This is a genomic window from Capnocytophaga gingivalis (assembly GCF_002302415.1).
GTDB classification, from domain to species: Bacteria; Bacteroidota; Bacteroidia; order Flavobacteriales; family Flavobacteriaceae; genus Capnocytophaga; species Capnocytophaga gingivalis.
Window position 1 is genome coordinate 114,281 of record NZ_CP022386.1, and the last position, 26,985, is coordinate 141,265.

Consider the following 26,985-nt stretch of genomic DNA (forward strand, 5'->3'; position numbering starts at 1 on the left):
AATGATAAGAAAAATGATTATCTTTGCGCCGAATTTTAAATATAACAACAATGAAAGAATTACTTACACCAGAGGCACTATTGACCAATTTTAAGGATGTACGTGTCCTTACTCGCAAGGTCATAGAGGCTTTCCCAGAGAAAGACCTTTTTGAGTTTAACATCGCTAATCTACGTCCTTTTTCAGGGATGGTAGAGGAGTTTCTGATGATAACCAATTATATTTTTAGAGAAACCTTACACGAGAAACATACACCCTTCTATACTGAAGGACAATTTCCTACTACCAAAGAAGGGGTATTGGCCTTGTGGGACAAAGTTACAGAGATCATTGATCGTGAATGGAAGGAAATAGGGAACTTTACCCAGTCACTTACTATTTACCAAATGACTTTTAGTTTTGCTCAATGGATACTCTATGCCATAGAAAACGAAAGTCATCATAGGGGACAGGGCTATACTTACCTGAGAGCCTTGCAAATAGAGCCGCCTTTCTTTTGGGGGAGGGAAAGCTTTTAATAATGATTAATGCCAATAATGATTAATTTAAGTTTCGTAAGTTATATAACTTAGTCCTTATTCCCCCTCTCGGAGGGGGTAAGGAGGAGGTTTTATTTTTAATATATTGATTTATAAATAGTTATAATCTCAATTATATTCTAAAAACGACTTGCGAAACTTAATTGATTAATGATTTGTGATATTAATCATTGAACATTAATCATTAAACATTATTTTCATTTTTCCTTTGGAAATTTGAAAAAAAATAAGTAACTTTGTGCTCTAAAAAATTCAAACCAATGAGTGTATTAGTAAATAAAAATTCAAAAATCCTTGTACAAGGCTTTACAGGGAGTGAAGGGACTTTCCATGCCGGACAGATGATTCAATATGGAACCAATGTAGTAGGAGGAGTAACTCCGAACAAAGGAGGACAAACACACTTAGGAAAACCTGTTTTCAACTCTGTTAAGGAAGCGGTAGAGAAAGTAGGAGCGGATACTTCTATTATCTTTGTTCCACCTGCATTTGCTGCGGATGCCATTATGGAAGCTGCCGAAGCAGGAATTAAAGTGATTATTACCATTACCGAAGGGATTCCTGTGGCTGATATGGTAAAGGTAGCCGCTTATATAAAAGATAAAGATTGTCGCCTCATTGGGCCTAACTGTCCAGGAGTGATCACTCCAGAAGAGGCGAAAGTAGGGATCATGCCTGGTTTTGTATTCAAAAAAGGAAAAGTAGGTATCGTCTCCAAGTCAGGTACTTTGACTTATGAAGCAGCGGATCAAGTAGTACGTCAAGGATTAGGTATTTCTACCGCTATAGGTATCGGAGGAGATCCTATCATAGGAACTACTACCAAAGAGGCGGTAGAACTCTTCATGAATGATCCTGAAACAGAACTTATCGTGATGATCGGTGAGATTGGTGGTCAGCTAGAAGTAGAAGCAGCTCGCTGGATTAAGGAAACAGGCAACAAGAAACCTGTAGTAGGCTTTATCGCTGGAGAAACAGCACCTAAGGGGCGTACTATGGGACATGCTGGAGCTATTGTAGGTGGTAGTGAGGATACTGCTGAGGCCAAAAAACGTATTATGCGCGAATGTGGTATCCATGTAGTAGATTCACCAGCAAAGATTGGTGAGAAAGTAAAAGAAGTATTGAAATAACCTCCACATAATACTTAGAATTAACGTGTTGAGAGGCGACCATAAAATAGTGGTTAGCCTCTCTTCTTTTGAAAGTTTTTGAAATACCTATAATTTATATTATGTAAAATAGAATAATAATGATTAATGCCAATAATGATCTGTGATAGATATCTTTCTTGTTCATTAATCATTATTGGCATTCAGTCTTAATCATTACTTATTGATCCATTCTATGACTTCGGTATCATTAGGTAAGGTTTTCGGAGCAATGACTTTCTCTAAGTGGCCATCCTTACCAATGAGATATTTTTGGAAGTTCCAGCTCACTTTTGAATCCATGACACCATTCTTGGACTTCTGTGTAAGAAACTGATACAGAGGGTGCATATCCTTGCCCTTGACAGAGATCTTACTCATCATAGGAAAACTTACTCCATAATTCACCTGGCAGAATGTGGCTATTTCCTCATTGGTTCCTGGCTCTTGCTTGAGGAAATTATTCGCTGGAAAGCCTATAATGACAAAATCCTTGTCCTTATACTGCTGGTACAGTGCCTCTAACTCCTTATACTGAGGGGTCAGTCCGCACTTGGAAGCGGTATTGACAATCATTACTTTCTTGCCTTGTAGGCTTGACAATGGGAACGCTTTCCCTGTAATGTCCTCTACTTCAAATTGGTAAATCGTTTGGTCATTCATTTGTTTTTTGGTTTGTGCTTTTCCTAACATGATTCCCATGAGGAAAAGGAAGATTAATTTACTTACTTTCATTTTTAATTATTAATGGTTTATTATTAATGGTGTTTCTCAAATAAATAGAAAAATAATCGTATAAATGTTACAGAAAAATTTTATACTCTTATTACTACTATCTACATAACAGTAAAAGGCGCAATTAAGAAAAAATAAGGCATAGAACAGTACATTTTTATAGTAACTAAAAATATCCAGAAACAATTGAAAATCACTTCTTTGGTATTTTTCAGTGGAAATCCCTACTTTGTTGGTAGTACTAAAAACATCATCTTTATTAAAATAGCATTTTTCTATCTCATAATAAGTAATTTCTTCCTCGTCGTTTATTTGAGGAACTTGTCTGATAGAAAACAATCCTGTAGCTCTGTATAAAAACGTAATTTTATATTTTTGTTTTACACCATCTATTTTTTCAAGATATGCCTTTAGTATAACTCCTTGCTTATAACAAGTATTTACCAAAGCTGTTGTCTTTTTCATAGTTTCTATTTGGCTATAAATAGCTATTGTTCTATAAAAAACAAAAGAAATATAAACAGCACTTGCTATAATGAGTATATGAATAAGGATTTTTTTCATCTCAGGGCTAATCTTTTATCTTTTTCTTCCATTGCTTGCCATAGATGGCGTAATAGATATCTTCTTCGTAATATTTGTAAAAACCTGGTTCTTTGTTGGCAATAAAGAAGGCTTCTTTTTCTTTGAGGAATTTCGCCAGTAACTCCTTGTTCTCTGGCTTTTCCATTTCTTTTTCCAAATTCTTAAACACCATATCATACTGTGCAGAAGTGATTCCTTGGCAGATAAGTGGTAAGGATTTTTCATTCACTCCATAACGGTCGATAAGGGCGCTCACAAAGTATTTATGTACCATTTGGTGCTCGTCATCCAACAGCGAAAAATATTGGCTCACCAAAGGAAAGTACTCCTCCCCTATCAAGCCTAAACCAAAGACTGCATAACTACCCGGCATACAGCTTTTCTCGCCTTCTTCTACATCATTATACCACTGAAATTCTTTCATAGCCACCTCAGCATAAGCTACTAATTTAGGGCGCAACTCCTTGTATTGCAGTGCTTGGGCAAAGAAGCGATGAGTAGGCGATTTGGCAATGCCTTTGATATCTAAAAACTGTTTAGGGGCTTTACTGCTGAACTTGATATAGTAACTCGCAGGGAAATCGGCTTTGAGCAGAGCAATGATAAAATCTAAAGCCTTGTCATAAGCCGTGGCTGACTCTTGTTTGATTTTCACACTGATCTGAGCAAAAACATCATTGGCATCACATTCCACTTCACTATCCTTGTAATGGATAAGTTCGTTAGGCAAGATACCTGTCCCCTCTTTGAGGTACATCGCTGCTTTTTTAGAGCCTAATTCCTTAGCGGCACGCTCTAAATCCTCACAAGCAAACTCTACATCCCAACTATATTTTTTGTATTTGATACGCCAAAGGGCTTGTGCCACAAATAGGTTTAATTTGGCGTTATCTATATCTTTTGCTTGCAAACCTTCCTTGAGTGTATATTTCTTTGACCAATCACTTCCTTCTACTTTGTAATATAGTTTCATAAAAACCTTTTCTTTCCACTCTCGTGTATGGTAAAGCAAGCTCCATTGATATTCTTCTAAAGTCTTTTTCCACTTAGGATCTATGAGGGTAATCCCTTTATCGAGGATTTCAATTACCTTGTCCTCACTATAACCTGTGAGTTCAAAATCGAAGAGCTTATCAAAGAAGCTATGCACTTCCTTCTCTTTCATTTTCTCAGTAGCCTCATAGATTACCTTTTGCACATAGGTATCCAAACGCTCTTTGAGTTCTGCTTTGCGCTCGGGGTGTTCCAATCGTACTTGTTTGCGAGCGTGATGACCTGAGGCAGAAAGAAAATCAAGTACTAAGGCAAGTTTGTACTGAAAGCGATAATACAACTCAGGATTGAAGAACATTTGAGTAAATTGTTCTTCCAAAGCAGGAAGCAACTCATTGTCTATAAAATCGTCTGGAAGCTGCTCAAAGTCTTTAATGGTAATAGAAGGACAAGTATATTCTTCCTCATTATTATGAAACTCTATTTTGTTCTTTCTCTGTTTTATTTTGAAATAATCGGTGATACCTTCCCAGAGTTCATTTCTGCCATAGGGCTTTTTAGGAAGGTCTAATTCGTCAAAAGCAGTAGCTACCCCTGTTAGGATTTCATGGATGATGTTTTCCTTATTCATTATTTTTTAGTTTTAAATTTTGAGTTTAAGCTTTTTATAAATAAAGAGCTGCAAGCTCTATCCATAAGTAGGCACGAGCTAAAGTCGCTGAATACTTGGAAGCGAGCATGTGACTCGCGCCAGCTTAGGAATTGCCTTATTTATAGGGCGAATTGCAATTCGCCCCTACATACCCTGTCAAAGAAAAATTTCAATTCTTGAGAGAAAATCTCGACAGGATAACTATGCGCCATATTTTGTATAAGATGTATATCCACTTGTTGTTCAGGGGCTTTGTCTGTTAAAGCTATAGGCAGACTCTCCTTATAGGGAATCACCTCATCCTGCATACCTATGACAAGGAGCATATACTCCTTATACTGCTTATCCCAAAAAGGGGCAAAGGGCATTTCGTGCTGATAATTCAGTGCAGGATTGAACAATGCACAAGGTTTTTGTAGTTTTTGGGCTAAAAAATAGCCAATAAGTCCCCCTGCACTGGAGCCGATAATCACATCAATATTTTGGTACTCCTCACATAAATGAGTGAATAACTCAGGGCTATTTTTGTAATCAAATACAGGTGCAAGTATTTCCCCATAAGGTGCAAGTACCTCTTCCCTATCGGTGTGTAGATAGCTATCTAAGCCGTGCAAATATAAGATTTTTCTCATCACACTATGTGAACAGTTAAGGTTATTTTACAGGAGGTATTGCCTCATAATAGGTATATTTCACCTCTGTTTTCGAGGTGATTTTTTGATCTCGATAGGTTATTTTCTCAGTAAGATTTCCCTTGACACCATATCGGTAGAGGGTGCGTTCGTCTTCGGTATTGTTCTTGTAAGTGACATCCTCCAAACGCTCTCTGAAGGGAGTATATAGGTGAAATATACGTTTTTTTTCGAATCCTTCAGGGGTATACTCTACATACTTGGTGATTTCCCCTTGGGGATTGTACTCAAAAGAGACCATGGAGGTGATACTATCCTTAGGGTTGATATAGGTTACTTCCTGTAATAGTCCTTTGTAGCGATAGATCACACGACTGGGTAGGTTGTGTAGCTTATAGTTATAGAAGAGTTTTTCTACCAATAGGCTATCTTTTTCATATCGAGAAATCTTTTTTTCCTGCAGCATCCACAGGGCTCTATAATAATAGTAAGATTCTTTTTCCTGTTCGTATCCCTTGGTATTGTATTTGTATACCTCCCTATCGGAGAGTTGCCAATCGTTTTGTTCGAAAACAGACTTGACTATACTTTGTATATTTCCATCCTTGTCATACTCGGTATCGAAGCGAGTAACCTTAGGTAAGGAATCAGAGTAATCATACCGAAAGCGAGAGACCTCATACCCTAAGGTATCGTACTGATAGTGGGTAAGAGTCATTTTTATTTCATTATTTTTCAGTGCCTTATGCATGTAGTTTTCGACAATCACTCTGTGTTCTTCATCATAGTAGAAGCGTGTTTGTTCCTGTAAGGAGTCGTCCTGATAGGAGTTTTCTATCAGATATCCCTGAGGGTCGTAAGTGATGGAGAGCTCATAGGCTTTTTGCTGAAGAGTCTTCTTAGTAAGGGTATCTTCTATAAAAATATAGTTCACCTGTGTCTGTGTTCTGATACTTCCCTGTAGGGTATCCCTTTTTAGGTCCGGATGTGGTTTTTTCGCCTTAGGTTTCTCAGGCGTAGAAGTACAGGAAAGTAGGAATAAAAGTGAAAAAAAATATAGTAATCTCATGAGGTGGTTTAGGTCTGAAGGAAACAATGTTTATTTTTCTATACTAAATATGGGATATATCCAAAGACTGTCCTTAGGGGTTGGGAGCAAAGGGAGCATATTGGTCTTCATAAACCCATTTTCTGAATAGGGTTCGAGGGTTTCCAATAGGTATTTTCTTCCTTTCTGCCCAGTAAGCACCCATATATCTCCTTTGCGAATGGCTATTTTTTGTTTTTTTAGGGTCATTTTTTTCTCTATAGCTTCCTTAGTAAGGACAGATAAGCTATCTTTGGGAGCTTTTAGGGTATAGGCATATACACTTAGTAGCGAATCTTTCTCAAAACGATGCAATTCTATATGATTTCGCTTGAGATTATCGATAACTTTTGTCAGCAGCTGAGGAATTACATAGCTTTTTGCAATGGCAATAGTATCCTTAGGTTCATAGAGTGTTTTTTCTATAGGCAAGCTATCTTTGGCGGAGACAAGCCTGTAGGATAGGATATACTTTTGTTGCTTGATCATTTCCTTACCTTCCAAATCCTGTAGGTTCTCTATCAGTTCTTTGTGAGAATCGACAAGCAAGAGGATGTTTTTCAGTGCATTGTACATATCTTCCACACGGTTTTTATAAGGATTTTTCATGCGGCTGGCCACTTGTATTCCTATAGTGTTCCATAGGGATGCATACCCAACGATGGAGGCTGTAGAGGCAAAAGACTGTGCTGAAGGATAAGCCAGTAGTTTTCTGGAGGCTCTGCCAAGGCTATCCTCCACAGAGCGCTTGGCCAAAGAATCACTAAGCTGAGGTATGAAATTTTCTTCCAAATAGTACTTTACTTTGCCTAATTTTTCAGGAATAATGGTCTGGTAAAAAAGGCTTTGTGAGGGCACATCTCCAGCCAAGGAATATGTATCCACCAAAAAGTGTGGGTTTACCTGATGGAAAATCTCCACAAATGAGCGGGTATTGAGACTTTTATTTTCTATGAAATCCTCGTTGAGATTTCGCTCCAAAAAAGTGTTGATCTGTCCCTTGAAGAGAGCTTCCTGCTCCATCTGTCCTAAGTAGTTCATGATGGGAATTGTTACGACTACTGTATGAGCGGGAATTTCTATTTGTTTCTGCGCTAAGTTTCTCATCAGCTGCATAGTAGCATCAACCCCTTCACGTGCTTTTTCATTCATTCCGTTGGTGATGAAAAGAATCATCTTGTTTTTTCGAATACGGTTGAAGTCAAAAATACCATCGCTGTTGAAGATGACCAAGTACAATGGTAAACCGCTATCGGTAGTGGACATAGTTTTCAGAGAAACAGAACTGTAATTGGTAGCTAATTTCTTATAAAAATCGATAGTCTCCTCATAGGATGTCCCCCCTCCCCCATCAGTAAGCTCAAAAGGAGTGATAAAGTCCTCCTCAGGAGTGAAAAGTGGAGTATCACAGCTGGCAAAGAGGGTTACTAAGGATAATATCTTGATGATTTTCATGCTTTTTCTTTTTTTCTATGTACAAAAACACTCCCTACAGCGATTACAACAAAGGCTAAGGATGCCGAAAGGCTGATCCACCCACCTGTTTTGACAATCGTAGGAGCAAAGACAAACTCAATGGTATGCTTACCGGAGGGAATCTCAACTCCTCTGAAGGTATAGTCTACCTGATGAATAGTGAGTTCTTGGGAACCATCAAGGACAGCTTTCCAGCCATGTGGGTAATAGATTTCGGAGAAGACTGCCAAGCCCTCCTGAGGGTTGTCAGTGGAGTAAACGAGCCTGTCCGGCTCATAACTTCTGAGCTGGATAGTAGCTGTGCTATCTACCTGATATGTCTTATTGCTAAGTGACGAATCATAGGTGATGGCCTCAGCTTTAGGATCAAAAGTACTCATCCCTTGCATTGCCTGATCAGCATTGCTCACTTTGGAAAGTTTTTTGACAAACCATGCACTGCCCAGAGCATCAGGATTCTCCATCACAACCATCCCATTCTTTTCATTCTGGAGTATATACTTGACATTCAGTAGGTTAAGTATTTGTGCATTTTTATTTCTATAAAACTGATAGTCAAAGAGTTCCTGTATTCTTCTGGGTTTGGCTGCATGATACCCCCCAGGAGAGTGAAAGAAGTAGGAGGTACGGGCACCATTGAGCGCTTCGCTTAGTGAGAATACGCGGAAATACCCTTTGTCCTCGAGAATTTTCGTTTCTTCTTTAGAAGGGAGGAAGTAGTCTGCGGTCTGAGAAGGAAGCCAATAGTTTTCTTCACTTAAATAGCGATAAGTAACACTTCCTATATCGGTTACCAAAGTCAAGGAGACTAAGGCAAAAGTAATCTTTTCGTTGATTTTCCCTATAGAAAAGAGGTATACGATAGCGAAAGTAGCCCCTACATAGAGCAAACTCCTTAGGATATCAGTTGTATAAATACTTTCCCTATCCTGGCGGATAAGGCGGATAAGATCTTCCCCATATGCTTGTGCATAGTAGGCATCATTAGGAGCTTCAAAGGAAAGCCCTCCCTTGGCAAGCCATAAAAGTAAAAGTGTCCCTCCCACAATACCTGCAGTGTAATACAGATAGCGAGAGTAGATCTCTTTCTTATAGTGGACTAAGTATTGGTAAAGCCCCAAAATAGCCAAGGCAGGCATACAGAATTCTAAGATAGTCTGTACAGAAGAGACCGCACGGAACTTGTTGTACAAAGGGAAATAGTCGATCATTAGGTCAGTGAGCAGGGCAAAATTCTTTCCCCACGAGAGCAGCAAGGAGAGGATTACCCCAGATAGGAGCCACCACTTGATACGTCGTTTGACCACGAAAAGTGCTAATACAAAGAAAAAGAAGACTACTACCCCTATGTAAGCAGGAGCTGCTACAATAGGCTGATCGCCCCAGTAGGTAGGTAGCTGACGGGTGAATTGTCCTACGACAATAGGGTCATATCCCTGTGCCACTAAGAAGCTATAAGTAGCGGATTTTTCTCCTATATTTTCATGGTTAGAGCCTCCCAATAGGCGAGGAACAATTAGGTTTAGGCTCTCATAGACTCCATAGCTATACTCAGTAATATATTCCTTAGAAAGCCCATGAGTATTAGTCTTGGGTGTACCTTCAGCAGTGAGGGTCAGTTCCGAGTTGCCTCGGGTACTAAAACGTTCATACTCTTTGGTAGTCAAAAGCAGGGTAGCATTCATCAGTACAGCCAAAAGAGCCGCTACTGAAAGGGCACCTACCCCCTTGAAGAAAGGTCTTAGTGTCCCTCCCTTCCAAGCATGATAGAGCTTGATTCCCCCCAGAAGTAAGACTAATAGGAGGAGATAGTAGGTCATTTGGAAGTGGTTGGCATTGATCTCCAAAGCTAAAGCCAATGTAGTGAGCAGAAAACCCCACAAGTACTTTCGCTGAAAGGCCAGAAATATACCAGCTAAGACAAACCCAAAATAACCTATAGCATGTGCTTTGGCATTGTGGCCTACTGTGAGTATGATGATCAGATAAGTGGAGAATCCAAAAGCCAAAGACCCTAAGAAGGCATATCGGTAAGGGACTTTTACCACCAACAGAAAGAGGTAAAAGCCAACAAAATAAAGAAATAGATAATCGGCAGGGCGAGGTAAGAAGCGTATGACCTTATCTAATTTCTTTATATAGTTATGAGGATATTCAGCGCCTAACTGATAAGTAGGCATTCCTCCAAAGGCACTATTAGTCCAATAACTCTCCCTAACGGATCTGAAGTCATTGCGCTCTTTGGACATGCCTATGTACTGTATAATATCACTCTGTTGCATTTCCTTGCCCTGTAAGAGAGGGTAAAAGAAAGCCATTGCAATCCCCATGAAAAGGAGCAAGCACACCCCATGAGGGAGTAGCTGTTGGATTTTTATCTTCATACTATTCTATTTCTTCGTAATCTATGTATTCTCCTACAATTTTTTTCTCTTTGGATTGTTTGGATTGTTGAGAATGACCTGTTTGCCCAGTATAATTGGTAGAGGAGTTGTAATATCTCTGCTGGGTATTTCTCTGTTCTTCTTTCATCTCTTGGTTGAATTGCCTTTGAAAGGCATCTACTTTTCTACCTATCCAGAAGCGCAAAAAGGTAGGTACTAAGAGAGCAAGGAGCCAAAAACCAATAACAAATATAATAAGGACAGAGAAGAGTCCTCCTAAAAAGTCCATAAAAGAGGCTTGTTGTATCATAATTCAAAATTTTCGTCAAAAGTACATTTTTTCTTATAACCTACCAAATTTTCTAATGAAAAACTTTTGCTAAATAAAAAAATCATCTCAAAAGAAATTTTTTGAGATGATAAAATTAAAAATGTAATAAATATGAAAAATTAATTTTTAAAGGTGCCTTTGAAGGTTTTTAAGTACTTATCATAAGCCTCCTGAGTGGTTACTGTAAGATAAGTATTGTTCCCTACGAACTTGATGTGAGGTTCCAGCTGGGTGGCAGTAAGGTAGCCTGTGATAGGAAATACAGGAGTACCTTTCTCATCAAAAATGAGCATCGTAGGGTAAGCACTTACACCCAAAGCTCCTGCAAAATCATGCATACCATTGCGTGTGTTGGCCTTGGCTGGATCGTAGTTGTTGTTTTTATAAGTAGTTCCATTGTATACTACCTCCTCGTTGCCTTCAGCATTGAACTTTACAGCATAGAAATTATCATTGATGTATTTGACCAAGTCTTTGTTCTTGAAAGTTTTTTCAGAGAGCAATCTACAAGGACCACACCATGTAGTGTATACATCCATAAATATCTTTTTAGGAGTTTTCTTTTGAGCAGCTAAAGCATCATTCATGCTCATCCACTTGATCTCCTGAGCGGAAGCCACTACAGCCACCAACATAAGGAATATCGAAAAAATTTTTTTCATTGAAAATTTCTTTTTTTAATTACAGAACGATATCTATCAAAAATAATGCCAAACTTTTTAGTTCCCATTTTTAGCATTTTTCTCAAGAGTAAAAAACTCCTCCAGCTTAATGTCATATTTCACTTTCTTATTATGATTAATTATTTAATAATATATTGAATATTAATTATTTAAATTACTTTATATAAAGTAAAAAATGAAATAATTTGTAATATATTTTTTATAAATATCTGATAATTAGATAATTGTATTTATAATAATGTATTCAATATTATATATTAATATTTTAATTAATTGTAAAATATATTTGTTTTTTAGTTTATATATTATATTATAATTATATTATAATCATATTTTTATATAATACATATAATTAATGCTATGAGAATAGTATTTTTTTGTGTAATTTTGCGTGCAAATAAAAATAACTCTAAGCAGAAAAATCTATTCTCTGATGGAAAAAAATCTTCCTTATAGAACCATTGGTTTTAGCATTTTGGGAAATATACTCTTGGCTGTAGTCAAAATAGCTGCAGGTATTTTGGGAAATTCGTATGCCTTGGTAGCTGATGGGATAGAATCTGTATCCGATGTTTTTTCCTCTATATTGGTACTGGTAGGGCTCAGGTATGCACAAAAGCCAGCTGATAAGAACCATCCTTATGGTCATGGGAAGATAGAACCCTTGGTAACCTTTGTCATTGTGGGCTTTCTTATCGCCTCTTCCCTACTGATTGCCTACCAGAGTTACCAAAATATCCTCACTCCCCACCAAGCGCCTAAGGCTTGGACATTATTACTATTGGGTGGGATTATCCTATGGAAGGAGCTGAGCTATCGTATTGTACTTAGAAATAGCAAACTCACAGGAAGTTCTTCCCTCAAGGCTGATGCTTGGCATCATCGAGCAGATGCAATTACCTCTGTAGCCGCATTTATAGGAATTAGTATTGCTCTGTGTATGGGAGAAGGTTATGAGACAGCCGATGATTGGGCAGCACTGTTAGCCTCTGGGATTATTCTATACAATGCTTATAAAATCTTCCGTCCAGCATTGGGAGAAATATTGGATGAGGATATGTATGAAGATATATCACTAAAAATCAAAGAAGTAGCGAGAGAAGTTCCTGGCGTTATGGCTATAGAGAAGTGCCATATTCGCAAGACGGGTATGGCCTATTGTGTGGATATTCACCTGATTGTCAATGGTAATATCACAGTGAAGGAAGGTCATGATATTGCCCATAAGCTCAAGGATACCCTACAGCGACAGCTCCCTTCAATCGCTTCTGTACTGATACATGTGGAGCCTGACTATAAAGAAATTCGTTTTAGAGAGTGTTTACAAAACTAACTTTGCTGTAATCTCTCTTTGTATTTTTCCGGATTCAGTAGTCTTAAAATGAGGTAGATAGTATATTTTTTTAGGGAGTTCGTACTTAGAGAAAACTGTTTCTTTTTGTAAATTCATAAGTAAATCTCTGTAAGCCTCTTCCCTACCCTCTATCAGAAGGATTACTTTTTCTCCTAAAAGGGCATCGGGTTCTTTCCAAATAAAAAACCGATCAGTAATGAATGTTGCAAGCCTCTCCTCAACCGATTCAGGGAATATTTTCACTCCTGCTGAATTGATGATATTGTCCAGACGTCCCTGCCATTGGAAGCTCCTATCATTATAGAGAGTAACCACATCATGGGTATATATAGGCATATCAGCCACTTCAGGACAATCAATGACCAAACAACCTTGTGAGTCCTGCCTTATAGTAATTGCTCCTATAGTAGTGTAACGAAGGCTGTGCTGCTCCTTAGGAGCGATGGGTCGTAGGGCTATATGAGAGACGGTCTCAGTCATGCCATAGGTGGCATAGATCTGAGAAGGAACCTCCTGAAAAGCCGTTTCCATAGACAGAGAGATAGGGGCGCCCCCCAAGATGATTTTTCGGGCTCGGTGTAGTTGTTCTAAGGACTTGAAGGCTTGCATAGGAGTGAGGGCAACAAAGTCCACTTCTCCATCTATAGAGGCAAAAGGCGTGCTGCTGGGGGCTACTACCTCCAGAGAAAGCCCTAAGACCAAGGTGCGAACAAGCATCATCTTTCCAGCTATATAGTCGGTAGGCAGTGCACAGAGGGCACGATCGCCTACTTGGAGTTGTAAAAAAGCTCCAGTGAGCTGAGCCGAATGGATCATGTGCTCTTTCTTCACTGAAATCTCCTTTGGCACTCCCGTAGTTCCCGAAGTATGTAGGGTGAGGGTATCATTCTCATCGAGCCATTGAGAGAGAAAGGCAGCTGTTTTTTGCAAATGTACTTCATTGCTTTCTGTCCATAGCGCAATAAGAGATATAAGCCCCTTGCTATAGCAAGAGTATCCGTTGATTTTGGCTAAAGGATGGCAATATGTCGCCACAAGTGGATGCATGTTATATATCTTTTTCTTCTATCTTACCCAAAAGTTTTTCCTTCCAGTTGCTCCATTGGTATTTCTTAGCAAAAATAAAGAGTACAACTACCAAAGGTAGGTAGAAAAGCAGAATATACGAAGGAGTAATAACCGGTTCGCTCACCTCTTTGAGCAGAGAAGGTGTCTGAAAGACACTCCAAGAAGAGGAAGAGAGAAAGGCTATAAAAAAATTATTGGCAATATGAAAGCCCATAGAAAGCTCTAAGCCATTGTCCATTAGGGTGATTATTCCTAAAAAAAGTCCTAAACTGATATAAAAGAAAAGGAACCCGTAGCCCAGCTTAGCAATCTCTGGGTTGGCAACATGTACTAAGCCAAAGAACACAGAGCTCAGTACCAAGGGAACCCATTTGTACTTACTGACCAAGGCCGTAGCTTGTAGGAAGTAGCCACGGAAGAAATATTCTTCGAAACTTGCCTGAAAAGGAATGAGTAATAAGGCAATTAATACCAGGAGAAAGAAAGGAACAGGATCAAAATTCCACAAGTAATCAGAAGGAGTTAGCCAATAACTCACTAAGGTCTGTAGCGAGATAATACTTCCCCATAGGAAGAAGCTAAAGAAGATACGCTTATAGTCGATTTTCTTTCTCCCTGTGGTAAGAGCTCTTATAGGTTGGGCATGTACAGCCACAACAATAAGGAGCAAAACCCCTAAGAGGAATAAGAAAACCAGCAGATTGAAAGTGAAAAAAGGTAACTCTCCGATATGCGCTACCAAGGCAGAATAATCCTGTGGTGGAGAGAAAAACGCATTGAGGTTCAGTAAGATAAATAGTGAAATAGGAAGGCAGTAAAACCATTTGTTTTTGACTGAGAAACCATTTTTGATATACATGTTTTTCTGGGATTCTTAAAAATTCAAGTGACAAAGTTACAACTTTTTCTTTATAAAGAAAAAAAAGGATGAAAAATTTTATTATATCCTATAAAATTTATACTTTTGCAAATGATTAATGATCAATGCTCAATCTGTTCACTGTTCACAGATCATTGATCACTATTACCTAATTACTTAAATGAAAAAGACTTTAGAGGACTTAGAGTTTCCAGCCCTTTTATCCTTAGTAGCTGCGCACACCCACACTCCCAAAGGGAAGGAAAGGGTGCTGGCGCTAAAACCTTTGACACATAGGGAAACCATCACCTCTCTCCTATTCCAGACTAATGAGTACTTGACGTCCTTGGAGACACAGAACTATATTCCTTCCCATACTTTTGATGAAGTAGATCACGAAATACGTTTTCTGGGGATAGAAAATAGTCTCTTGGAGCCACATTCGTTTGCTAAAATACGTACATTGAGCCAAACAGTCAATGCACATCTGTTGTTTTTTAAGAAATTCCATGACTATTATCCTACTATTGCCGTACTTTCTCAGGATATTCCCTATACAGAACAGATTGTCAGGGCTATAGACAGTGTCTTGGACAAGTTCGGTGAGATCAAGTCAGAAGCCTCAGAGAAACTCTCCGAAGTACGAACTCAGATAGGTACCCTCAAAGGAAAAATCAATCAGAGTTTCTCTCGAGCCCTTTCCGAGTACAATGCTTTAGACTATTTGGATGACATTCGTGAGACAGTTGTCGAAAATAGGCGTGTGCTGGCGGTTAAGGCTACCTATAAGCGCAAGGTAAGAGGTACAGTACTGGGCAGCTCTAAGACAGGAAGTATCATCTATATAGAGCCATTGGTGACTGAGCAATATTCCCGAGAACTCTCTCACTTACTCCATGAGGAAAGAGAGGAGATCAGGCGTATCTTGCTGAGACTCACCAATACCTTACGTCCCTTTGCAGCGCTACTCTCCCAAGAGCAGGACTACTTAGTAGCCATAGATGTGATTGCCGCCAAGGCCTACTTTGCCAAAGAAACCCATGCACTCCTGCCAGAGCTGACCCAAGAGCGGGTATTGGAGCTTCGGGATGCCTACCATCCATTGCTCTATCTGAGCAATACTAAAAAAGGCAAACAAACCTTCCCACAGACCATTCGCTTGGACGATGAGCAACGGATTATTGTTATCTCAGGACCTAATGCAGGAGGGAAAAGTATTACCCTTAAGACCATTGGTCTGCTGCAACTGATGTTCCAAACGGGACTACTTCTTCCGGTACATCGCCTGAGTAAAGTGCCTATTTTCTCTCAGATTCTTACTGATATAGGCGATAACCAATCCATTGAAAATCACTTAAGTACCTATAGCTATCGCCTCAAGAACATGAACTATTTTCTAAGAAAATGCAATGAGACAACTCTTTTTCTCATTGATGAGTTTGGAACAGGAAGTGATCCAGAGCTTGGGGGTGCCTTAGCGGAAATTTTTTTAGAAGAGTTCTATCATCGTAAGGCTTTTGGAGTGATTACCACTCACTATGCTAATCTAAAAATATTGGCCAATGAGCTCCCTTATGCAACCAATGCTAATATGCTCTTCAATGATAAGACCTTGGAGCCTATCTACAAGCTCATTGTGGGAGAAGCTGGTAGCTCTTTTACCTTTGAGGTTGCACAGAAAAATGGTATTCCTTACAGCCTGATTAATCGTGCCAAGAAACGTATAGAAAAAGGCAAGATACGTTTCGATGCTACCATAGCTAAGCTCCAGAAAGAACGTTCTCAGATGGAAAAAACTACTTCATCGCTCAAGGAGGAAGAGGAGAAAACCAGAGAAGAAGCCAAGAGACTGGAGACACTTAACAATAAGATACAAAGTAAACTTACTTCCTATCAGGAACTCTATGACCAAAATCAGAAGTTTATCTATCTCGGTAACAAGATCAATGAAATAGCTGAGCGCTATTTTGAGGACAAGAAGCGTCGCCCACTCATTGCAGAATTTCTCAAAATTGTAGAGACGGAAAATAGTAAGAGAAAGGCCAAGAGCAAAAAAGAAAAGCAGGCCGAAGAAGCCCAAAAGAAAATCGCCCAAGAGCAGCTACACAAGGAGATAGAGGCTGTACGCCAACAGAAAAAAATAGAAAAGAAAGCGCGAGAACATTCTGAAAGACAGGAAAAACTCACCCAGATACAATCACTAAAAGTGGGAGATCGGGTACGCATAAAAGATAGTAAATCAGTAGGGGTTATTGATAAAATAGAAAAAGATAAGGCGCTGATTAATTATGGTCTTTTTACTACACTCACTGCATTAGCACAATTGGAATTGGTAGAAAAAGTAAAGAAAAAATAATTAGCATGAATCGGTATATCATTACTATAATGGCATTGTTACTATGGGGATGTCAGAAAAAGCAAATGCAACTTCCACAGGTAGAGGATACTAAAATTACCTCTGTAGAGGATTATTCTCAAGTATACCTCCCTTATGACCCTGAGACAGGTCAGGGAAAGCTCAATGCCAATGGTCTCATCAGTTCTACCAATTGGATTTTTCATATTGATAAAAGAAACAAATTGAGTGAGGTAGCCCAGCACTTTAGCAGGCTACAAGAGAAGCGGACAAATCCTCGCAACCCTCATAGCAACCCCGATGCTCATCTTTATATTTCTTTGGCGGATATACCCCATAAGCGCTTAGGTTTTATGGATGTAACAAACCTCACCCTTCTTCCCTACGACCCTTTGAAGATGTCCGAATATGGGAATACACCTATATATGTATATCCTGATGGTTTTCGCCTTAAGGAAGATAAAGGAGAAAAAACACCTTGGAATAAGTTTGGAACGTATAAAAATGTATTTTATGTTTGGATCTTTAGCGGTTCTATGACTTTTCAGCAATTTGTAGATATTTATTATACAGGATTACATCAGCAAGATGATGGAATTATCTCAAGAATAATAATTAACAACTAATATTTAATGTTCAATTTGTATATAACAGTACCTTACCATTAGCCATCAATCATTGTTCATTAACCATTAACCATTATAAAAGTGTTTGACTTTCTAAATTTCAAATTTGTAGATTTCTTGGACATCGTTCTGGTAGGACTGATGTTATACTACATATATCGCCTGCTCAAGGGAACGGTGGCCATTAGTATCTTTTCGGGTATTGTGATCATCTTTCTCTTTTGGAAGCTCACAGTAATTGTCAAGATGGAGCTGGTTAGCAGTATCTTAGGTCAGTTTATCAATGTGGGATTCTTTGCCCTCATTGTCGTTTTCCAGCAGGAGATTCGAAAGTTCCTTTTGGTGTTGGGTTCTACCAATGTACTTAATAGCAAGAACCTCCTAAGGAAGCTATCCTTGAAGAAAACCTCGGAGGATACTGCCATTGTCCAGATGTGTGAGACCCTTGTCTCGGCTTGTCGTAAGATGGGATCCGAGCGTACTGGAGCCCTTATTATTTTGGAGCGCAACCAGTCTTTGGAGTTTGTTCGTGCCACGGGCGACAAGATGAATATTGAACTGAACCAACCTATTTTAGAGAGTATTTTCTATAAAAACAGCCCTTTGCATGATGGGGCTATAGTTATTCAGGACGGTTTTATTGTGGCTACTCGTGTGATTCTCCCCGTGGTAGGACAAAGTGTGATCCCTAAGGAATATGGACTAAGACACCGTGCAGCAGTTTCTATTACTGAGAAAACCGATGCTTTGGCCTTAGTAGTCTCCGAGGAGACTGGAAAAGTATCCTATATCAACAATAGTGAGTTTGTCCCTTATAATACTGATAGTGAACTGGTGGCACTCTTAGCAGAAGAACTATCCAAATGATACGTGAAGATTTCATACAATACCTCTGGGGAGCGCATCTTATTCCTACAGCCCCCTTAAAGCTCTCCACTGGAGAGGTCTTGGATATCCTTTCCTATGGGGAGGCCAATCCCTACGGAGGACCGGATTTCTTCAATGCACGCCTGCGTATCGGATCCCTTCAGTGGGCTGGCAATGTGGAGATGCACACCGCTTCTTCCTTATGGTATGCCCATCATCATGAGCAGGATCCTGCTTATGGCAATGTAATTCTCCATGTAGTTTGGGAACATGATGTAGAAGTATTTGATTTTCAACAAAATATTATTCCTACTTTAGAGCTTAAATCATTGATTTCTAATGATTTGGTGGAGAAATACACTCAGTTACAGCAAGCTAAGTCTACTTTTATACCTTGTGAGAGAGAAATTTCTTCTCTTTCTGAAGGGCTCATTACCAATTGGTTGGACAGGCTTTATACAGAGCGGCTTGAGGAGAAGACCCAGGCTATTGTAACACTTTTGCAAGAAAGTCAGCAGGATTGGGAAGCCGTTTTTTTCTTGAAGCTACTGGGTAGTTTTGGAGGCAATATCAATGGAGATGCTTTTGAGCAGGCCGCAAAGCAGCTGCCTTTTTCGGTTATTCGCAAGCAGATGCAGGATCTTTCTCAGCTCGAAGCCCTGCTTATGGGGCAGTTGAGCCTCTTGGAGGCAACCGATTTGAGCTGTCCTTACTATCGTTCCCTACAAGAGGAATACCAGTATTTAGCCCATAAGTACGCTCTTGTGACCCCCTGTTTTAGAGTACAGTTCACCAAACTGCGTCCGCCCAACTTTCCCACTATTCGCTTGGCACAGATAGCTGCGCTATACCACCAAGAGCGGTCACTTTTTGACCGATGTATGACCTTAGCCTCCTATGAACAAGCTTTGGAATTTTTTGGAAAAGTGAGCCCGTCGCCTTATTGGAAAAATCATTTTTCTTTTGGCAAGGAGAGCAAGGAGAGCCACAAACACCTCTCCCCTATGCTGATAGCAAACCTTTGGATCAATACCATTGTTCCTATGCAGTATGCCTATGCTCGTTCTCGAGGCAAGAATACCTTGGCCGAGTGCAAAGCGAAGCTACGTGCTACCCCAGCCGAACACAACAGTATATTGGAGCGCTGGGAAGGACTTCTTCTACCTAATACCAATGCCATGGAGAGTCAAGCCATTCTCCAATTGTATAAAAAATATTGTAACAAACATGCTTGTATGGCTTGCCAAGTAGGGCAAGTCCTCCTAAAAAAGTAACCTATGAACACGACCTTTACTAAAATACGTATTTTCTTTGAGCGCAATGGTTTCAATGTTTCCACTCGCTTGGCCGAACGTCTGGGCTTAAGAGTCAAGTATGTCCGCTTGTTTTTTATCTATATAAGTTTTATCTTTGGTGCTGGTTTTGGCCTATACTTTGCTTTTGCTTTTGCCCTGAAGATCAAAGACCTTATTAGAAGAAAGCGCAGTTCTGTGTTTGATTTATAATTTTTTAATAGAATGAAAAATGGATTCTTTATTTTTAGGTATTGATAGATTTCCGACCTATACAGATGGGCAAATATTTGAATTATTTTATCAAAATAATGTACTAAAACTAACTTTAAAGGATTACCAAGAAAAAATAGTAACCTATTCTTTCCTAAATATCTTTCAATTATCTTTTGAAAATTATCTTAATGAAGATATTGATGAAATTCGTACCTTTTGGGAAGAAAGAGATGGAGAAAAGGTATGTAGAATTTCTATATTGTCGGCTTGGACAGGAAAAGAAATGATGCATTTTTCTTTCTTTATGTAATTTCTATAATAAAATCAGTAATAATACTTGTTTATTTTACTTTTTATCTACTAATGAAACGTTACACCGAAAAATATATTTCTATATGGAAAGACTCCTTGTGGGTGAGGTGCCCTAAATGTCAGGGAATAGCACATATCACCTATACCCAAGAGGGAGCAGAGGTACAATGTACTAATTGCTCTTTCCATACCATTCAAAAGGATTTGCAATATTTTGAGGCAATTGCCGCTCTTAATTGTCCTAATTGTGGTACTCCTATCAAGTACTCACAGAAACGACTTAAAGAGAAAAGGAAATTGGTAATGGTAGAGTGTACCCATTGCCATCAAACACATGAAGTAAAGCCACGTTATGAGACCTATTATGAACCTTTTCCCTCTGAGGATAGTGGCCTTTGGTGCGATGATATCTTTGGATTACCTTACTATTTTCAAGAGAATGTACGAGGCAACCTCTTCTGGGCAAAGAATCTTACCCATTTGAATGTGATGGAGGACTATATTTCTTCAGATCTACGTGAACGAGAAGGCATGACTATGGTAGCTAAACTACCTACTTTTGTCAAGCTCAGAAAGAACAGAGCACTACTACTCAAAATCTTACGCAGATGGAAAGAACAGCTACAACTCCCACAGACGGATACTCCTTTAAAACCTTCAATCATGCTCTTCTTTCAAGAGAAAGAAATCAATATTACTTCCTATCTTGAAGGACTTGATTTCTATGGGAGTTATCGCCACATTACCATTCATACATTTCACAAAAAAGGAACTCGTCACTGGACACAATTTGTCAGAAACAATCGCCTTTTAAGAGCCCTCTCCAAGGAAGAGTGTGCAGATATTCCCTTAGAGAAACCTGAATGCTTCTTAGTAGAATATAGCAATGCTGATTTTGGCAAAGAGGTATTTACCCATTTCCTCCAGCGCTATCTACAAACAAACCCTCCCGGTTCCCTCTATATTGATATGGGAGATACTCTTTATAGTGATCGAGAACTTTATAGTTTTTTACTTAAATATCCTGATTGGGATTGGAATAAAGATAGGCAATAATCTGCTTACTTTCAAAAAATTGTGATTAATCTCTTGACATTTGTTATTAAAAAATTGTATCTTTTGCACATCATTTACGTGATATGAAATAGAATACTAAAAGATAGATAAAATGAAATCTATATTTACTTCCGAACAAGAAAAATTGGCAGATATTATATTAGAAAACAATCATATTTCTCCTTTGAATGAATTATATTCTAAAGAAATAAAGGAGTTAGCTCTAATATGGTCTTATTATTCAGGAAGAATAGAAGGAAATACCTATAGCTTTGTTGAAACAGAGACTTTACTTAAAGATAATATTACCTCTGCTAAGAGATATGAAGAAGCAAAAATGTTGAAGAACTTATATAATACCTTTATAGCTGAAGTACAATATATAAAAAATGGAAATAAAGAGGTCATAGATAAAGAATTTCTTTTAAAGATATATTCAACCCTTATTTCAGATTTGATAGATAATAAAGAAAAAGGTATCATAAGAAGAAGATTTTTTCCTATTATGGAAACAGATTATACATCTTCTCAGTCAGAATTTGAAATAGAAGATAAGTTAAATGAAATAATAGATACTCAAAAAGATATCTCTAATCCTTTGGAAAAAGCTATCTATTTACATTGCAACTTAGCTAAATTACAACCTTTTATACAAGGAAATAAAAGAATGGCAAGATTAGTAGAAAGTGTAGCTTTAATGAATGAGGATATCATACCTATTTTTTCTACAAACAATGAGGATATTAATGTTTATTATACAGGAATGCTACATTTCTGTGATACAGGGGATTATACTGTCTATACAGACTATTTTTTGAGAAACAAAATTAATTACCTACAAAAATTAAGTGAGAAAAACTTGTTGTAGGATATAAAGAGAAGAAAACTCTAATTATCACACAAAATAATATCACTTCGAAAACAATGTTCTATACTATTCAGGTAGTTTCTTTTTTATCTTATGAGAGCTTAGCTATCATAATATTTATGATTCTTATCTCAAATTTCAAAACTAACAAAGACTCCATTATGATCGGACATATACTTGCCTTGTTCAGTGAAGTGATCCCAAGCACCTACCTGATATCCTTTTACCTTCCTTATAAAAGTGTTGGAGATGCAAATATGATCAATATTGTTTCTCACCTTATGTTTGATAGGGTCAATATGTAAGAAAGAAGAAAGATCACACTCTGTTATACAAGTCAAATCCAATTGGCTAAGGTAGTCAGAAAGTATTTGTCTTACTTTTTCAGTACCATATCCTTGGTTATTATATCTACTTTGATTGAAATCTCCCATTACAAGTATAGGCAAGCCCTCTTGCTCAAGAATACGCCCCCATTCTTTAGCTTGTTGATGCAAATCTTTTTCATGATATTCCCATTGTTTGTAGCCCAAACATCCATACCTCACTCCCGATACTCCAGCTTGATGATAGGGAATAATAGTCCCAAATACAATTACTTTTCCAAAAGGAGTTTCTACAACAGCACAAGCTGTTCGAAAATTATCAAAAGTCTCTATTTGTTTAGTAATTTCCCATTTAGAAAAAATAGAAACCCAGTGTTCTTCTGGAGTCCTTTCATAGGCTAATGAATGCACAGAAAAAGGATATAATTCAGTCAGTGATATACTGAAAGCACTTTCAGTAAGTACTAAGATATCTGCATTTACATCCTTAATCTTTTCTATAACAAGAGCTGTTTTCTCGGTTCCTTTTTTGGGACGTTCTACATTCCAAGTAGCTATTTTGTACATAACAAAGAAAATTCTTCTTAATAAGATTCTATAAAGCCACAAATATACAAAATTAATCATTAATGATTAATTATTATTTTTTATTGACGTTTGTGGTAAATGTAAGTTAAATTCTAAGTTATCACTTTTGATTCGTTACTTTCAAAAAATTGTCATTAATCTCTTGACATTTGTTATTAAAAAGTTGTATCTTTGCCCTCAAAATATGTTATTCTAAAAAAAGAAAATACCAAAGAAAATTTTAAGGTAGAGGATATTGTGGAAGTGTTACCAGAACTTATTTTATTTAAAAAAATGGATTTTTGGAATAGTGATTAAAATATTTAAAAATCCATTCATTGGAGATGAAATTGCTATCAAAGATGATTTAGGTCGTGTTTTCTTTGAAGGAAAAGATTTTTTTAAGTCTATTATAGCCCATCAGAAATTTAGTATGAGCAGCTGTAGGGGCAAAGTCGCATAAGTAAGTATGTGAGGCAATTCGTCCTTGAAAGTGATTTCACTCGTTTTGTAAAGAAAAAAGCAACCAATCAATAAAAAATTATACCAAGATAAATATATGTTACTAATTAAGTTTGGAGGCTCCTCGGTGGGGTCAGTAGAGAATTTGCAACGTGTGGTGCAGATTGTAAAAAAGCAGACAGAGCCTTTTATCATGGTGGTCTCTGCCTTTTCTGGGGTAACCAATACCTTGCAATCCTTAGGAGAGAATGCTTTGAAGAACACGCATCAGCCTATCCTTGAAGCACTTAAAGAAAGGCATTTCACGATGGCTAAATCTCTCTTACCTATCCATAGACAAACCAATGCATTAGTACATATTGGTAAGACGACACTTGCTCTTGAGAATCTGTGTAATAGTATCAGTACCTTGGGGGAACTCTCCGAGCGTACTCAGGCACGTATCATGGCTCAGGGAGAGCTGCTTTCTTCCTTTATCATCGGTGAATACCTCAACCAAGAGGGGGTAAATGTCAGCTACTTGCCTTCTGAGGACTATATTGTAGCTCAGGGAGACCCGCTGAATGCTGTAGTGGATTTCTCTCAGACGCAGTTGCGTATGCAACAGATTGATACAGAGGCTTCCTATATTGCTCCTGGTTATATTGCAGCTAACCCTGCGGGGGAATTGGTCGTATTGGGTAGAGGAGGCTCGGACTATACCGCTTCTATCTATGCCTATTGCTTAGGAGCTAAACAGGTGGAGCTCTGGAGTGATGTCAATGGTATGCAGAATGCCAACCCTAAGTTGGTCAAGAATACTAAGGTGATCTCTCAAATGAGTTATGAAGAGGCTTTCGAGATGGCTTATTTTGGAGCTAAGGTAATCTACCCTCCTGCCATTCGTCCGGCTATGGAAAAGAAGATTCCAGTACTACTACTCAATACCTTAGCACCTGAGGAAAAAGGTACCCGCATTCATGTGGCTACCCAAGGGCATACAGATAAGGTGTTGGGAGTTTCTACCCTAAGTGATATCAGTATGATCACCATTTCGGGAATAGGTCTGGCAGGCACTAAGGGTAGTGCTCGGCGTGTTTTCCAAGCGCTGGAGCAGGCCGATGTCAATGTAATTCTTATCACTCAAAGTTGTTCCGAGCAGAGTATCTGTTTTGGGATCAAAACCAGTGATGCCCAGAGTGCTAAAGAGGCCTTGGAACGTGAATTTGCTCAAGAGATAGGATCACTTATTAATCCTATAGAGCGTACGGACAATCATGTGATCTTAGCCCTTATTGGGGACAATATGAATCACCAAACGGGTCTTAGCGGTAAGGTGTTCAGTGCCTTAGGAGCCAATGGGGTCAATATCCAAGCCATCGCACAGGGAGCATCTGAACGCAATATCTCGGTGGTGATTGATGCCCATGACGAGCACAAGGCAGTCAATGTGGTACACGAGCGCCTCTTCCAAGAAGTTATCAAGCGGGTGCACCTTTTTATCATTGGTGCAGGTAATGTAGGGGGACAGTTTATTGATATTGTCTACAAACAACAAGAATATTTCCGCCAACAATACAAGGTAGATCTCAGGGTGGTGATGGTGGCCAATTCTCGTCAATATGTATTTGCGGATGAAGGTTTATCCCAAGAGGCACTTTCTCTACTTTCTACATCAGGGGCGACTACTTATGTTTCAGCAGAGGCTTTGGCCGAACTAATTATCGCTACCAACAGGCGCAACAGTATCGTGGTGGACAATACCGCTTCAGCTCAGGTGGCAGCGATCTACCCACAGCTGATACGCAAGTCCATATCGGTGGTTACCTGCAACAAGATTGCTGGTAGTGCCCCCTTGGAACAATACACTGCTCTGATGGAATTGGTTAAGAATCAAAACTGTGATTTCCAATATGAAACCTCGGTAGGAGCAGCACTCCCTATTATCAAGACCCTTCAGAACCTGCGCCTCAGTGGGGATACTATCCACCGTATTGATGCAGTAGTCTCTGGAAGTCTAAATTTTATCTTCAACCACTACAATGCTACTACACCTTTTGTGGAGATTGTCAAGCAGGCGCAAAAAGAAGGATATACCGAACCTGATCCACGTATAGACCTCAGTGGCTTGGATGTGATCCGAAAGATCCTAATTCTCTCCCGAGAGGCGGGTTATCGCAAAGAGATGAGCGAAGTAGTTTTTGAAAGTTTCCTCCCTGAGAAATCCTTGGAGACCCCATCGGTGGAGGCCTTTTATAAAGTATTGGAAGAAAATGAAGCCTTTTTCCAAGACCTATATCACCGAGCACAACAAAAAGGCGCCAAGCTCAATGTAGTTGCTCAACTCTTAGAGGGAGATATCAAGGTTTCTCTACAAGAAATCCCTGCTTCTTCTCCGTTCTACCAGCTGGATGGCAAGGACAATATTGTGGCCTTCTATACCGATATGTATCCTACCGAACCCCTTGTAATCAAAGGAGCAGGAGCAGGAGCCAAGGTAACTGCCAGTGGTGTTCTCTCCGATGTCATGTATGTTGCTAACAAACAGAAATAATACAAAAAACTATGAATCAATCGCTTAGAAAAGCAAACCCTATACAAGAAACCATTTGTGGTTTTGCCCCTGCTACCATTGCCAATGTCAATGTAGGTTTTGATGTCTTAGGAATCTCTCTTTCCTCTGTAGGAGATCGAGTGGAAGTGGCCCCCAATGGCAGTGGTGAGAATAAAATTACTTTCATTGAGAGTGCCACTCCCCTACCCTATGCAGCTGAGAAAAACTCTTGTACAGTGGTGATAAGTGCCATGCAAGCACAGCTGGAAAACCCTTTGTATGTCGACGTACGTATTCGCAAAGGCTTTGCTTCAGGTAGTGGCTTGGGCTCCAGCAGTGCCAGTAGTGCAGCAGCAGCCTTTGCCTACAATACCCTGATGGGTAATCCTTTTACCTTGGAGGAACTTCTCCCTTTTGCTGCAGAAGGAGAAAGAGCCGCTTGTGGTTCCGCTCATTATGACAATGTATCTCCTGCAATTCTGGGGGGAATTGTACTTCTGTATCAGAACAAACCTATTCGTTTGCCATTGCCTAAGGGGTTACACGCTGTTTCCTTTTTTCCAAATATAGAAGTCAATACTGCTTCGGCTCGTAGCATCGTCTCTCGACATGTGTCTTTGGACATTGTCTCCAAACAGGTATCAGCCATGGGGGCCTTTGTAAGTGGTTTATACCAAGAGGATTATGACTTGCTAAGAAAAGCAGCAAAGGATTTTTTAGTGGAGCCTTCCCGTAAGATTCTCATTCCTTATTTTGATGAGATGAAAGAGGCTACCCTCTCTGTAGGAGGGATTACCTTTGGGATCTCAGGATCAGGACCTTCTGTTTTTGCACTGGCTGAATCCCGTGCAGTAGCCGAACGTATTCTCGCGGAGCTACATAAGATCTATGCAGGACAAGGTATAGAGACGCTTTCCTTTATAGAAGATTTGGCCAATGGCAAAGGCTGTCGTCTTTCACAATTCGATGAATAAT

25 protein-coding genes are annotated in these 26,985 nt (G+C 39.0%); 13 read left to right on the forward strand and 12 right to left on the reverse strand.

What is annotated here, in order from left to right; all coding sequences use genetic code 11:
* Positions 1-50 precede the first annotated feature (50 nt).
* Positions 51-518, forward strand: a complete 468-nt coding sequence (locus CGC50_RS00620) for a DinB family protein (protein WP_095909273.1) — start codon at positions 51-53, stop codon at positions 516-518.
* 281 nt (positions 519-799) lie between these two features.
* Positions 800-1,672: a succinate--CoA ligase subunit alpha gene (gene sucD, locus CGC50_RS00625; protein WP_095909274.1), complete on the forward strand. Its 873-nt coding sequence runs from the start codon at positions 800-802 to the stop codon at positions 1,670-1,672.
* A gap of 195 nt (positions 1,673-1,867) precedes the next feature.
* Here sucD and CGC50_RS00630 read toward each other — a convergent pair whose 3' ends face one another.
* The 9 genes from CGC50_RS00630 to CGC50_RS00670 all read right to left on the reverse strand — a co-directional run bounded on the left by CGC50_RS00630 (position 1,868) and on the right by CGC50_RS00670 (position 11,227).
* The gene (locus CGC50_RS00630) at positions 1,868-2,392 is read right to left on the reverse strand and encodes a glutathione peroxidase (RefSeq protein WP_314817984.1); all 525 of its coding nucleotides are present in this window, start codon (positions 2,390-2,392) and stop codon (positions 1,868-1,870) included.
* 69 nt (positions 2,393-2,461) lie between these two features.
* Entirely contained in the window at positions 2,462-2,989 is a 528-nt protein-coding gene (locus tag CGC50_RS00635; protein ID WP_095909276.1) for a hypothetical protein, read from the reverse strand.
* A 7-nt stretch (positions 2,990-2,996) separates the two neighbouring features.
* Positions 2,997-4,634, reverse strand: coding sequence for a DUF6138 family protein (locus CGC50_RS00640; RefSeq protein WP_095909277.1), 1,638 nt, complete (start codon positions 4,632-4,634; stop codon positions 2,997-2,999).
* A gap of 140 nt (positions 4,635-4,774) precedes the next feature.
* Positions 4,775-5,287 (reverse strand): YqiA/YcfP family alpha/beta fold hydrolase, encoded by a 513-nt coding sequence (locus tag CGC50_RS00645; RefSeq protein WP_095909278.1) that lies wholly within the window; start codon positions 5,285-5,287, stop codon positions 4,775-4,777.
* A 22-nt stretch (positions 5,288-5,309) separates the two neighbouring features.
* Entirely contained in the window at positions 5,310-6,356 is a 1,047-nt protein-coding gene (locus tag CGC50_RS00650; RefSeq protein ID WP_232781156.1) for a sugar-binding protein, read from the reverse strand.
* Between the two features lie 30 nt (positions 6,357-6,386).
* On the reverse strand, positions 6,387-7,829 hold the full coding sequence (locus CGC50_RS00655; protein WP_095909280.1) for a M14 family metallopeptidase: 1,443 nt from the start codon (positions 7,827-7,829) through the stop codon (positions 6,387-6,389).
* On the reverse strand, positions 7,826-10,234 hold the full coding sequence (locus tag CGC50_RS00660; RefSeq protein ID WP_095909281.1) for a YfhO family protein: 2,409 nt from the start codon (positions 10,232-10,234) through the stop codon (positions 7,826-7,828). Before CGC50_RS00660 ends, CGC50_RS00655 begins: the two co-directional genes overlap by 4 nt.
* Position 10,235: 1 nt before the next feature.
* Positions 10,236-10,544: a DUF4834 family protein gene (locus CGC50_RS00665; protein ID WP_095909282.1), complete on the reverse strand. Its 309-nt coding sequence runs from the start codon at positions 10,542-10,544 to the stop codon at positions 10,236-10,238.
* Between the two features lie 140 nt (positions 10,545-10,684).
* Positions 10,685-11,227, reverse strand: coding sequence for a thioredoxin family protein (locus tag CGC50_RS00670; protein ID WP_002670259.1), 543 nt, complete (start codon positions 11,225-11,227; stop codon positions 10,685-10,687).
* 454 nt (positions 11,228-11,681) lie between these two features.
* Here CGC50_RS00670 and CGC50_RS00675 point away from each other — a divergent pair, with 454 nt between their 5' ends.
* Complete coding sequence (locus tag CGC50_RS00675; RefSeq protein ID WP_095911243.1) at positions 11,682-12,581, forward strand: cation diffusion facilitator family transporter; 900 nt, start codon at positions 11,682-11,684, stop codon at positions 12,579-12,581.
* Here the strand turns inward: CGC50_RS00675 and CGC50_RS00680 are convergent.
* Entirely contained in the window at positions 12,570-13,637 is a 1,068-nt protein-coding gene (locus CGC50_RS00680; protein WP_232781157.1) for an AMP-binding protein, read from the reverse strand. The genes CGC50_RS00675 and CGC50_RS00680 overlap by 12 nt on opposite strands.
* 13 nt (positions 13,638-13,650) lie before the next feature.
* Positions 13,651-14,529 (reverse strand): CPBP family intramembrane glutamic endopeptidase, encoded by an 879-nt coding sequence (locus tag CGC50_RS00685; RefSeq protein ID WP_095909284.1) that lies wholly within the window; start codon positions 14,527-14,529, stop codon positions 13,651-13,653.
* Between the two features lie 181 nt (positions 14,530-14,710).
* On the opposite strand from CGC50_RS00685, the gene CGC50_RS00690 reads away from it, so the two are divergent.
* From CGC50_RS00690 to CGC50_RS00725, 8 genes are all read left to right on the forward strand, one after another.
* Entirely contained in the window at positions 14,711-16,885 is a 2,175-nt protein-coding gene (locus tag CGC50_RS00690) for an endonuclease MutS2 (RefSeq protein WP_095909285.1), read from the forward strand.
* A gap of 5 nt (positions 16,886-16,890) precedes the next feature.
* Entirely contained in the window at positions 16,891-17,511 is a 621-nt protein-coding gene (locus CGC50_RS00695; protein ID WP_095909286.1) for a hypothetical protein, read from the forward strand.
* An 81-nt stretch (positions 17,512-17,592) separates the two neighbouring features.
* Positions 17,593-18,378: a diadenylate cyclase gene (locus tag CGC50_RS00700; protein WP_095909287.1), complete on the forward strand. Its 786-nt coding sequence runs from the start codon at positions 17,593-17,595 to the stop codon at positions 18,376-18,378.
* Positions 18,375-19,652 carry a DUF2851 family protein gene (locus CGC50_RS00705; RefSeq protein WP_095909288.1) on the forward strand — a complete coding sequence of 426 codons (1,278 nt, stop codon included), beginning with the start codon at positions 18,375-18,377 and terminating at the stop codon, positions 19,650-19,652. The genes CGC50_RS00700 and CGC50_RS00705 overlap by 4 nt, the downstream gene beginning before the upstream one ends.
* Before the next feature lie 3 nt (positions 19,653-19,655).
* A complete protein-coding gene (locus CGC50_RS00710; RefSeq protein WP_095909289.1) occupies positions 19,656-19,883 on the forward strand; it encodes a PspC domain-containing protein in 228 nt (75 codons plus the stop codon).
* A gap of 19 nt (positions 19,884-19,902) precedes the next feature.
* Positions 19,903-20,196 carry a hypothetical protein gene (locus CGC50_RS00715; protein WP_095909290.1) on the forward strand — a complete coding sequence of 98 codons (294 nt, stop codon included), beginning with the start codon at positions 19,903-19,905 and terminating at the stop codon, positions 20,194-20,196.
* Positions 20,197-20,249: 53 nt separating this feature from the next.
* Entirely contained in the window at positions 20,250-21,254 is a 1,005-nt protein-coding gene (locus tag CGC50_RS00720; RefSeq protein WP_198541616.1) for a hypothetical protein, read from the forward strand.
* Between the two features lie 112 nt (positions 21,255-21,366).
* Positions 21,367-22,122 carry a Fic family protein gene (locus CGC50_RS00725; protein ID WP_095909291.1) on the forward strand — a complete coding sequence of 252 codons (756 nt, stop codon included), beginning with the start codon at positions 21,367-21,369 and terminating at the stop codon, positions 22,120-22,122.
* A 131-nt stretch (positions 22,123-22,253) separates the two neighbouring features.
* Here CGC50_RS00725 and CGC50_RS00730 read toward each other — a convergent pair whose 3' ends face one another.
* Complete coding sequence (locus tag CGC50_RS00730) at positions 22,254-23,015, reverse strand: endonuclease/exonuclease/phosphatase family protein (protein ID WP_095909292.1); 762 nt, start codon at positions 23,013-23,015, stop codon at positions 22,254-22,256.
* Positions 23,016-23,574: 559 nt separating this feature from the next.
* Here CGC50_RS00730 and thrA point away from each other — a divergent pair.
* Together thrA and CGC50_RS00745 are read left to right on the forward strand one after the other, a co-directional pair.
* Positions 23,575-26,010 (forward strand): bifunctional aspartate kinase/homoserine dehydrogenase I, encoded by a 2,436-nt coding sequence (gene thrA / locus CGC50_RS00740; RefSeq protein ID WP_095909293.1) that lies wholly within the window; start codon positions 23,575-23,577, stop codon positions 26,008-26,010.
* A gap of 11 nt (positions 26,011-26,021) precedes the next feature.
* Complete coding sequence (locus CGC50_RS00745) at positions 26,022-26,984, forward strand: homoserine kinase (RefSeq protein ID WP_095909294.1); 963 nt, start codon at positions 26,022-26,024, stop codon at positions 26,982-26,984.
* Position 26,985 lies beyond the last annotated feature (1 nt).

Coding starts and splice junctions, on each gene's coding strand:
- CGC50_RS00710 (WP_095909289.1), top strand. CDS start 19,656: ATGAACACGACCTTTACTAAAATACGTATTTTCTTTGAGCGCAATGGT.
- CGC50_RS00630 (WP_314817984.1), bottom strand. CDS start 2,392: ATGGGAATCATGTTAGGAAAAGCACAAACCAAAAAACAAATGAATGAC.
- CGC50_RS00745 (WP_095909294.1), top strand. CDS start 26,022: ATGAATCAATCGCTTAGAAAAGCAAACCCTATACAAGAAACCATTTGT.
- CGC50_RS00640 (WP_095909277.1), bottom strand. CDS start 4,634: ATGAATAAGGAAAACATCATCCATGAAATCCTAACAGGGGTAGCTACT.
- CGC50_RS00705 (WP_095909288.1), top strand. CDS start 18,375: ATGATACGTGAAGATTTCATACAATACCTCTGGGGAGCGCATCTTATT.
- CGC50_RS00730 (WP_095909292.1), bottom strand. CDS start 23,015: ATGTACAAAATAGCTACTTGGAATGTAGAACGTCCCAAAAAAGGAACC.
- CGC50_RS00660 (WP_095909281.1), bottom strand. CDS start 10,234: ATGAAGATAAAAATCCAACAGCTACTCCCTCATGGGGTGTGCTTGCTC.
- sucD (WP_095909274.1), top strand. CDS start 800: ATGAGTGTATTAGTAAATAAAAATTCAAAAATCCTTGTACAAGGCTTT.
- thrA (WP_095909293.1), top strand. CDS start 23,575: ATGTTACTAATTAAGTTTGGAGGCTCCTCGGTGGGGTCAGTAGAGAAT.
- CGC50_RS00690 (WP_095909285.1), top strand. CDS start 14,711: ATGAAAAAGACTTTAGAGGACTTAGAGTTTCCAGCCCTTTTATCCTTA.
- CGC50_RS00675 (WP_095911243.1), top strand. CDS start 11,682: ATGGAAAAAAATCTTCCTTATAGAACCATTGGTTTTAGCATTTTGGGA.
- CGC50_RS00685 (WP_095909284.1), bottom strand. CDS start 14,529: ATGTATATCAAAAATGGTTTCTCAGTCAAAAACAAATGGTTTTACTGC.
- CGC50_RS00620 (WP_095909273.1), top strand. CDS start 51: ATGAAAGAATTACTTACACCAGAGGCACTATTGACCAATTTTAAGGAT.
- CGC50_RS00655 (WP_095909280.1), bottom strand. CDS start 7,829: ATGAAAATCATCAAGATATTATCCTTAGTAACCCTCTTTGCCAGCTGT.
- CGC50_RS00725 (WP_095909291.1), top strand. CDS start 21,367: ATGAAATCTATATTTACTTCCGAACAAGAAAAATTGGCAGATATTATA.
- CGC50_RS00645 (WP_095909278.1), bottom strand. CDS start 5,287: ATGAGAAAAATCTTATATTTGCACGGCTTAGATAGCTATCTACACACC.
- CGC50_RS00715 (WP_095909290.1), top strand. CDS start 19,903: ATGGATTCTTTATTTTTAGGTATTGATAGATTTCCGACCTATACAGAT.
- CGC50_RS00720 (WP_198541616.1), top strand. CDS start 20,250: ATGAAACGTTACACCGAAAAATATATTTCTATATGGAAAGACTCCTTG.
- CGC50_RS00670 (WP_002670259.1), bottom strand. CDS start 11,227: ATGAAAAAAATTTTTTCGATATTCCTTATGTTGGTGGCTGTAGTGGCT.
- CGC50_RS00650 (WP_232781156.1), bottom strand. CDS start 6,356: ATGAGATTACTATATTTTTTTTCACTTTTATTCCTACTTTCCTGTACT.
- CGC50_RS00635 (WP_095909276.1), bottom strand. CDS start 2,989: ATGAAAAAAATCCTTATTCATATACTCATTATAGCAAGTGCTGTTTAT.
- CGC50_RS00665 (WP_095909282.1), bottom strand. CDS start 10,544: ATGATACAACAAGCCTCTTTTATGGACTTTTTAGGAGGACTCTTCTCT.
- CGC50_RS00695 (WP_095909286.1), top strand. CDS start 16,891: ATGAATCGGTATATCATTACTATAATGGCATTGTTACTATGGGGATGT.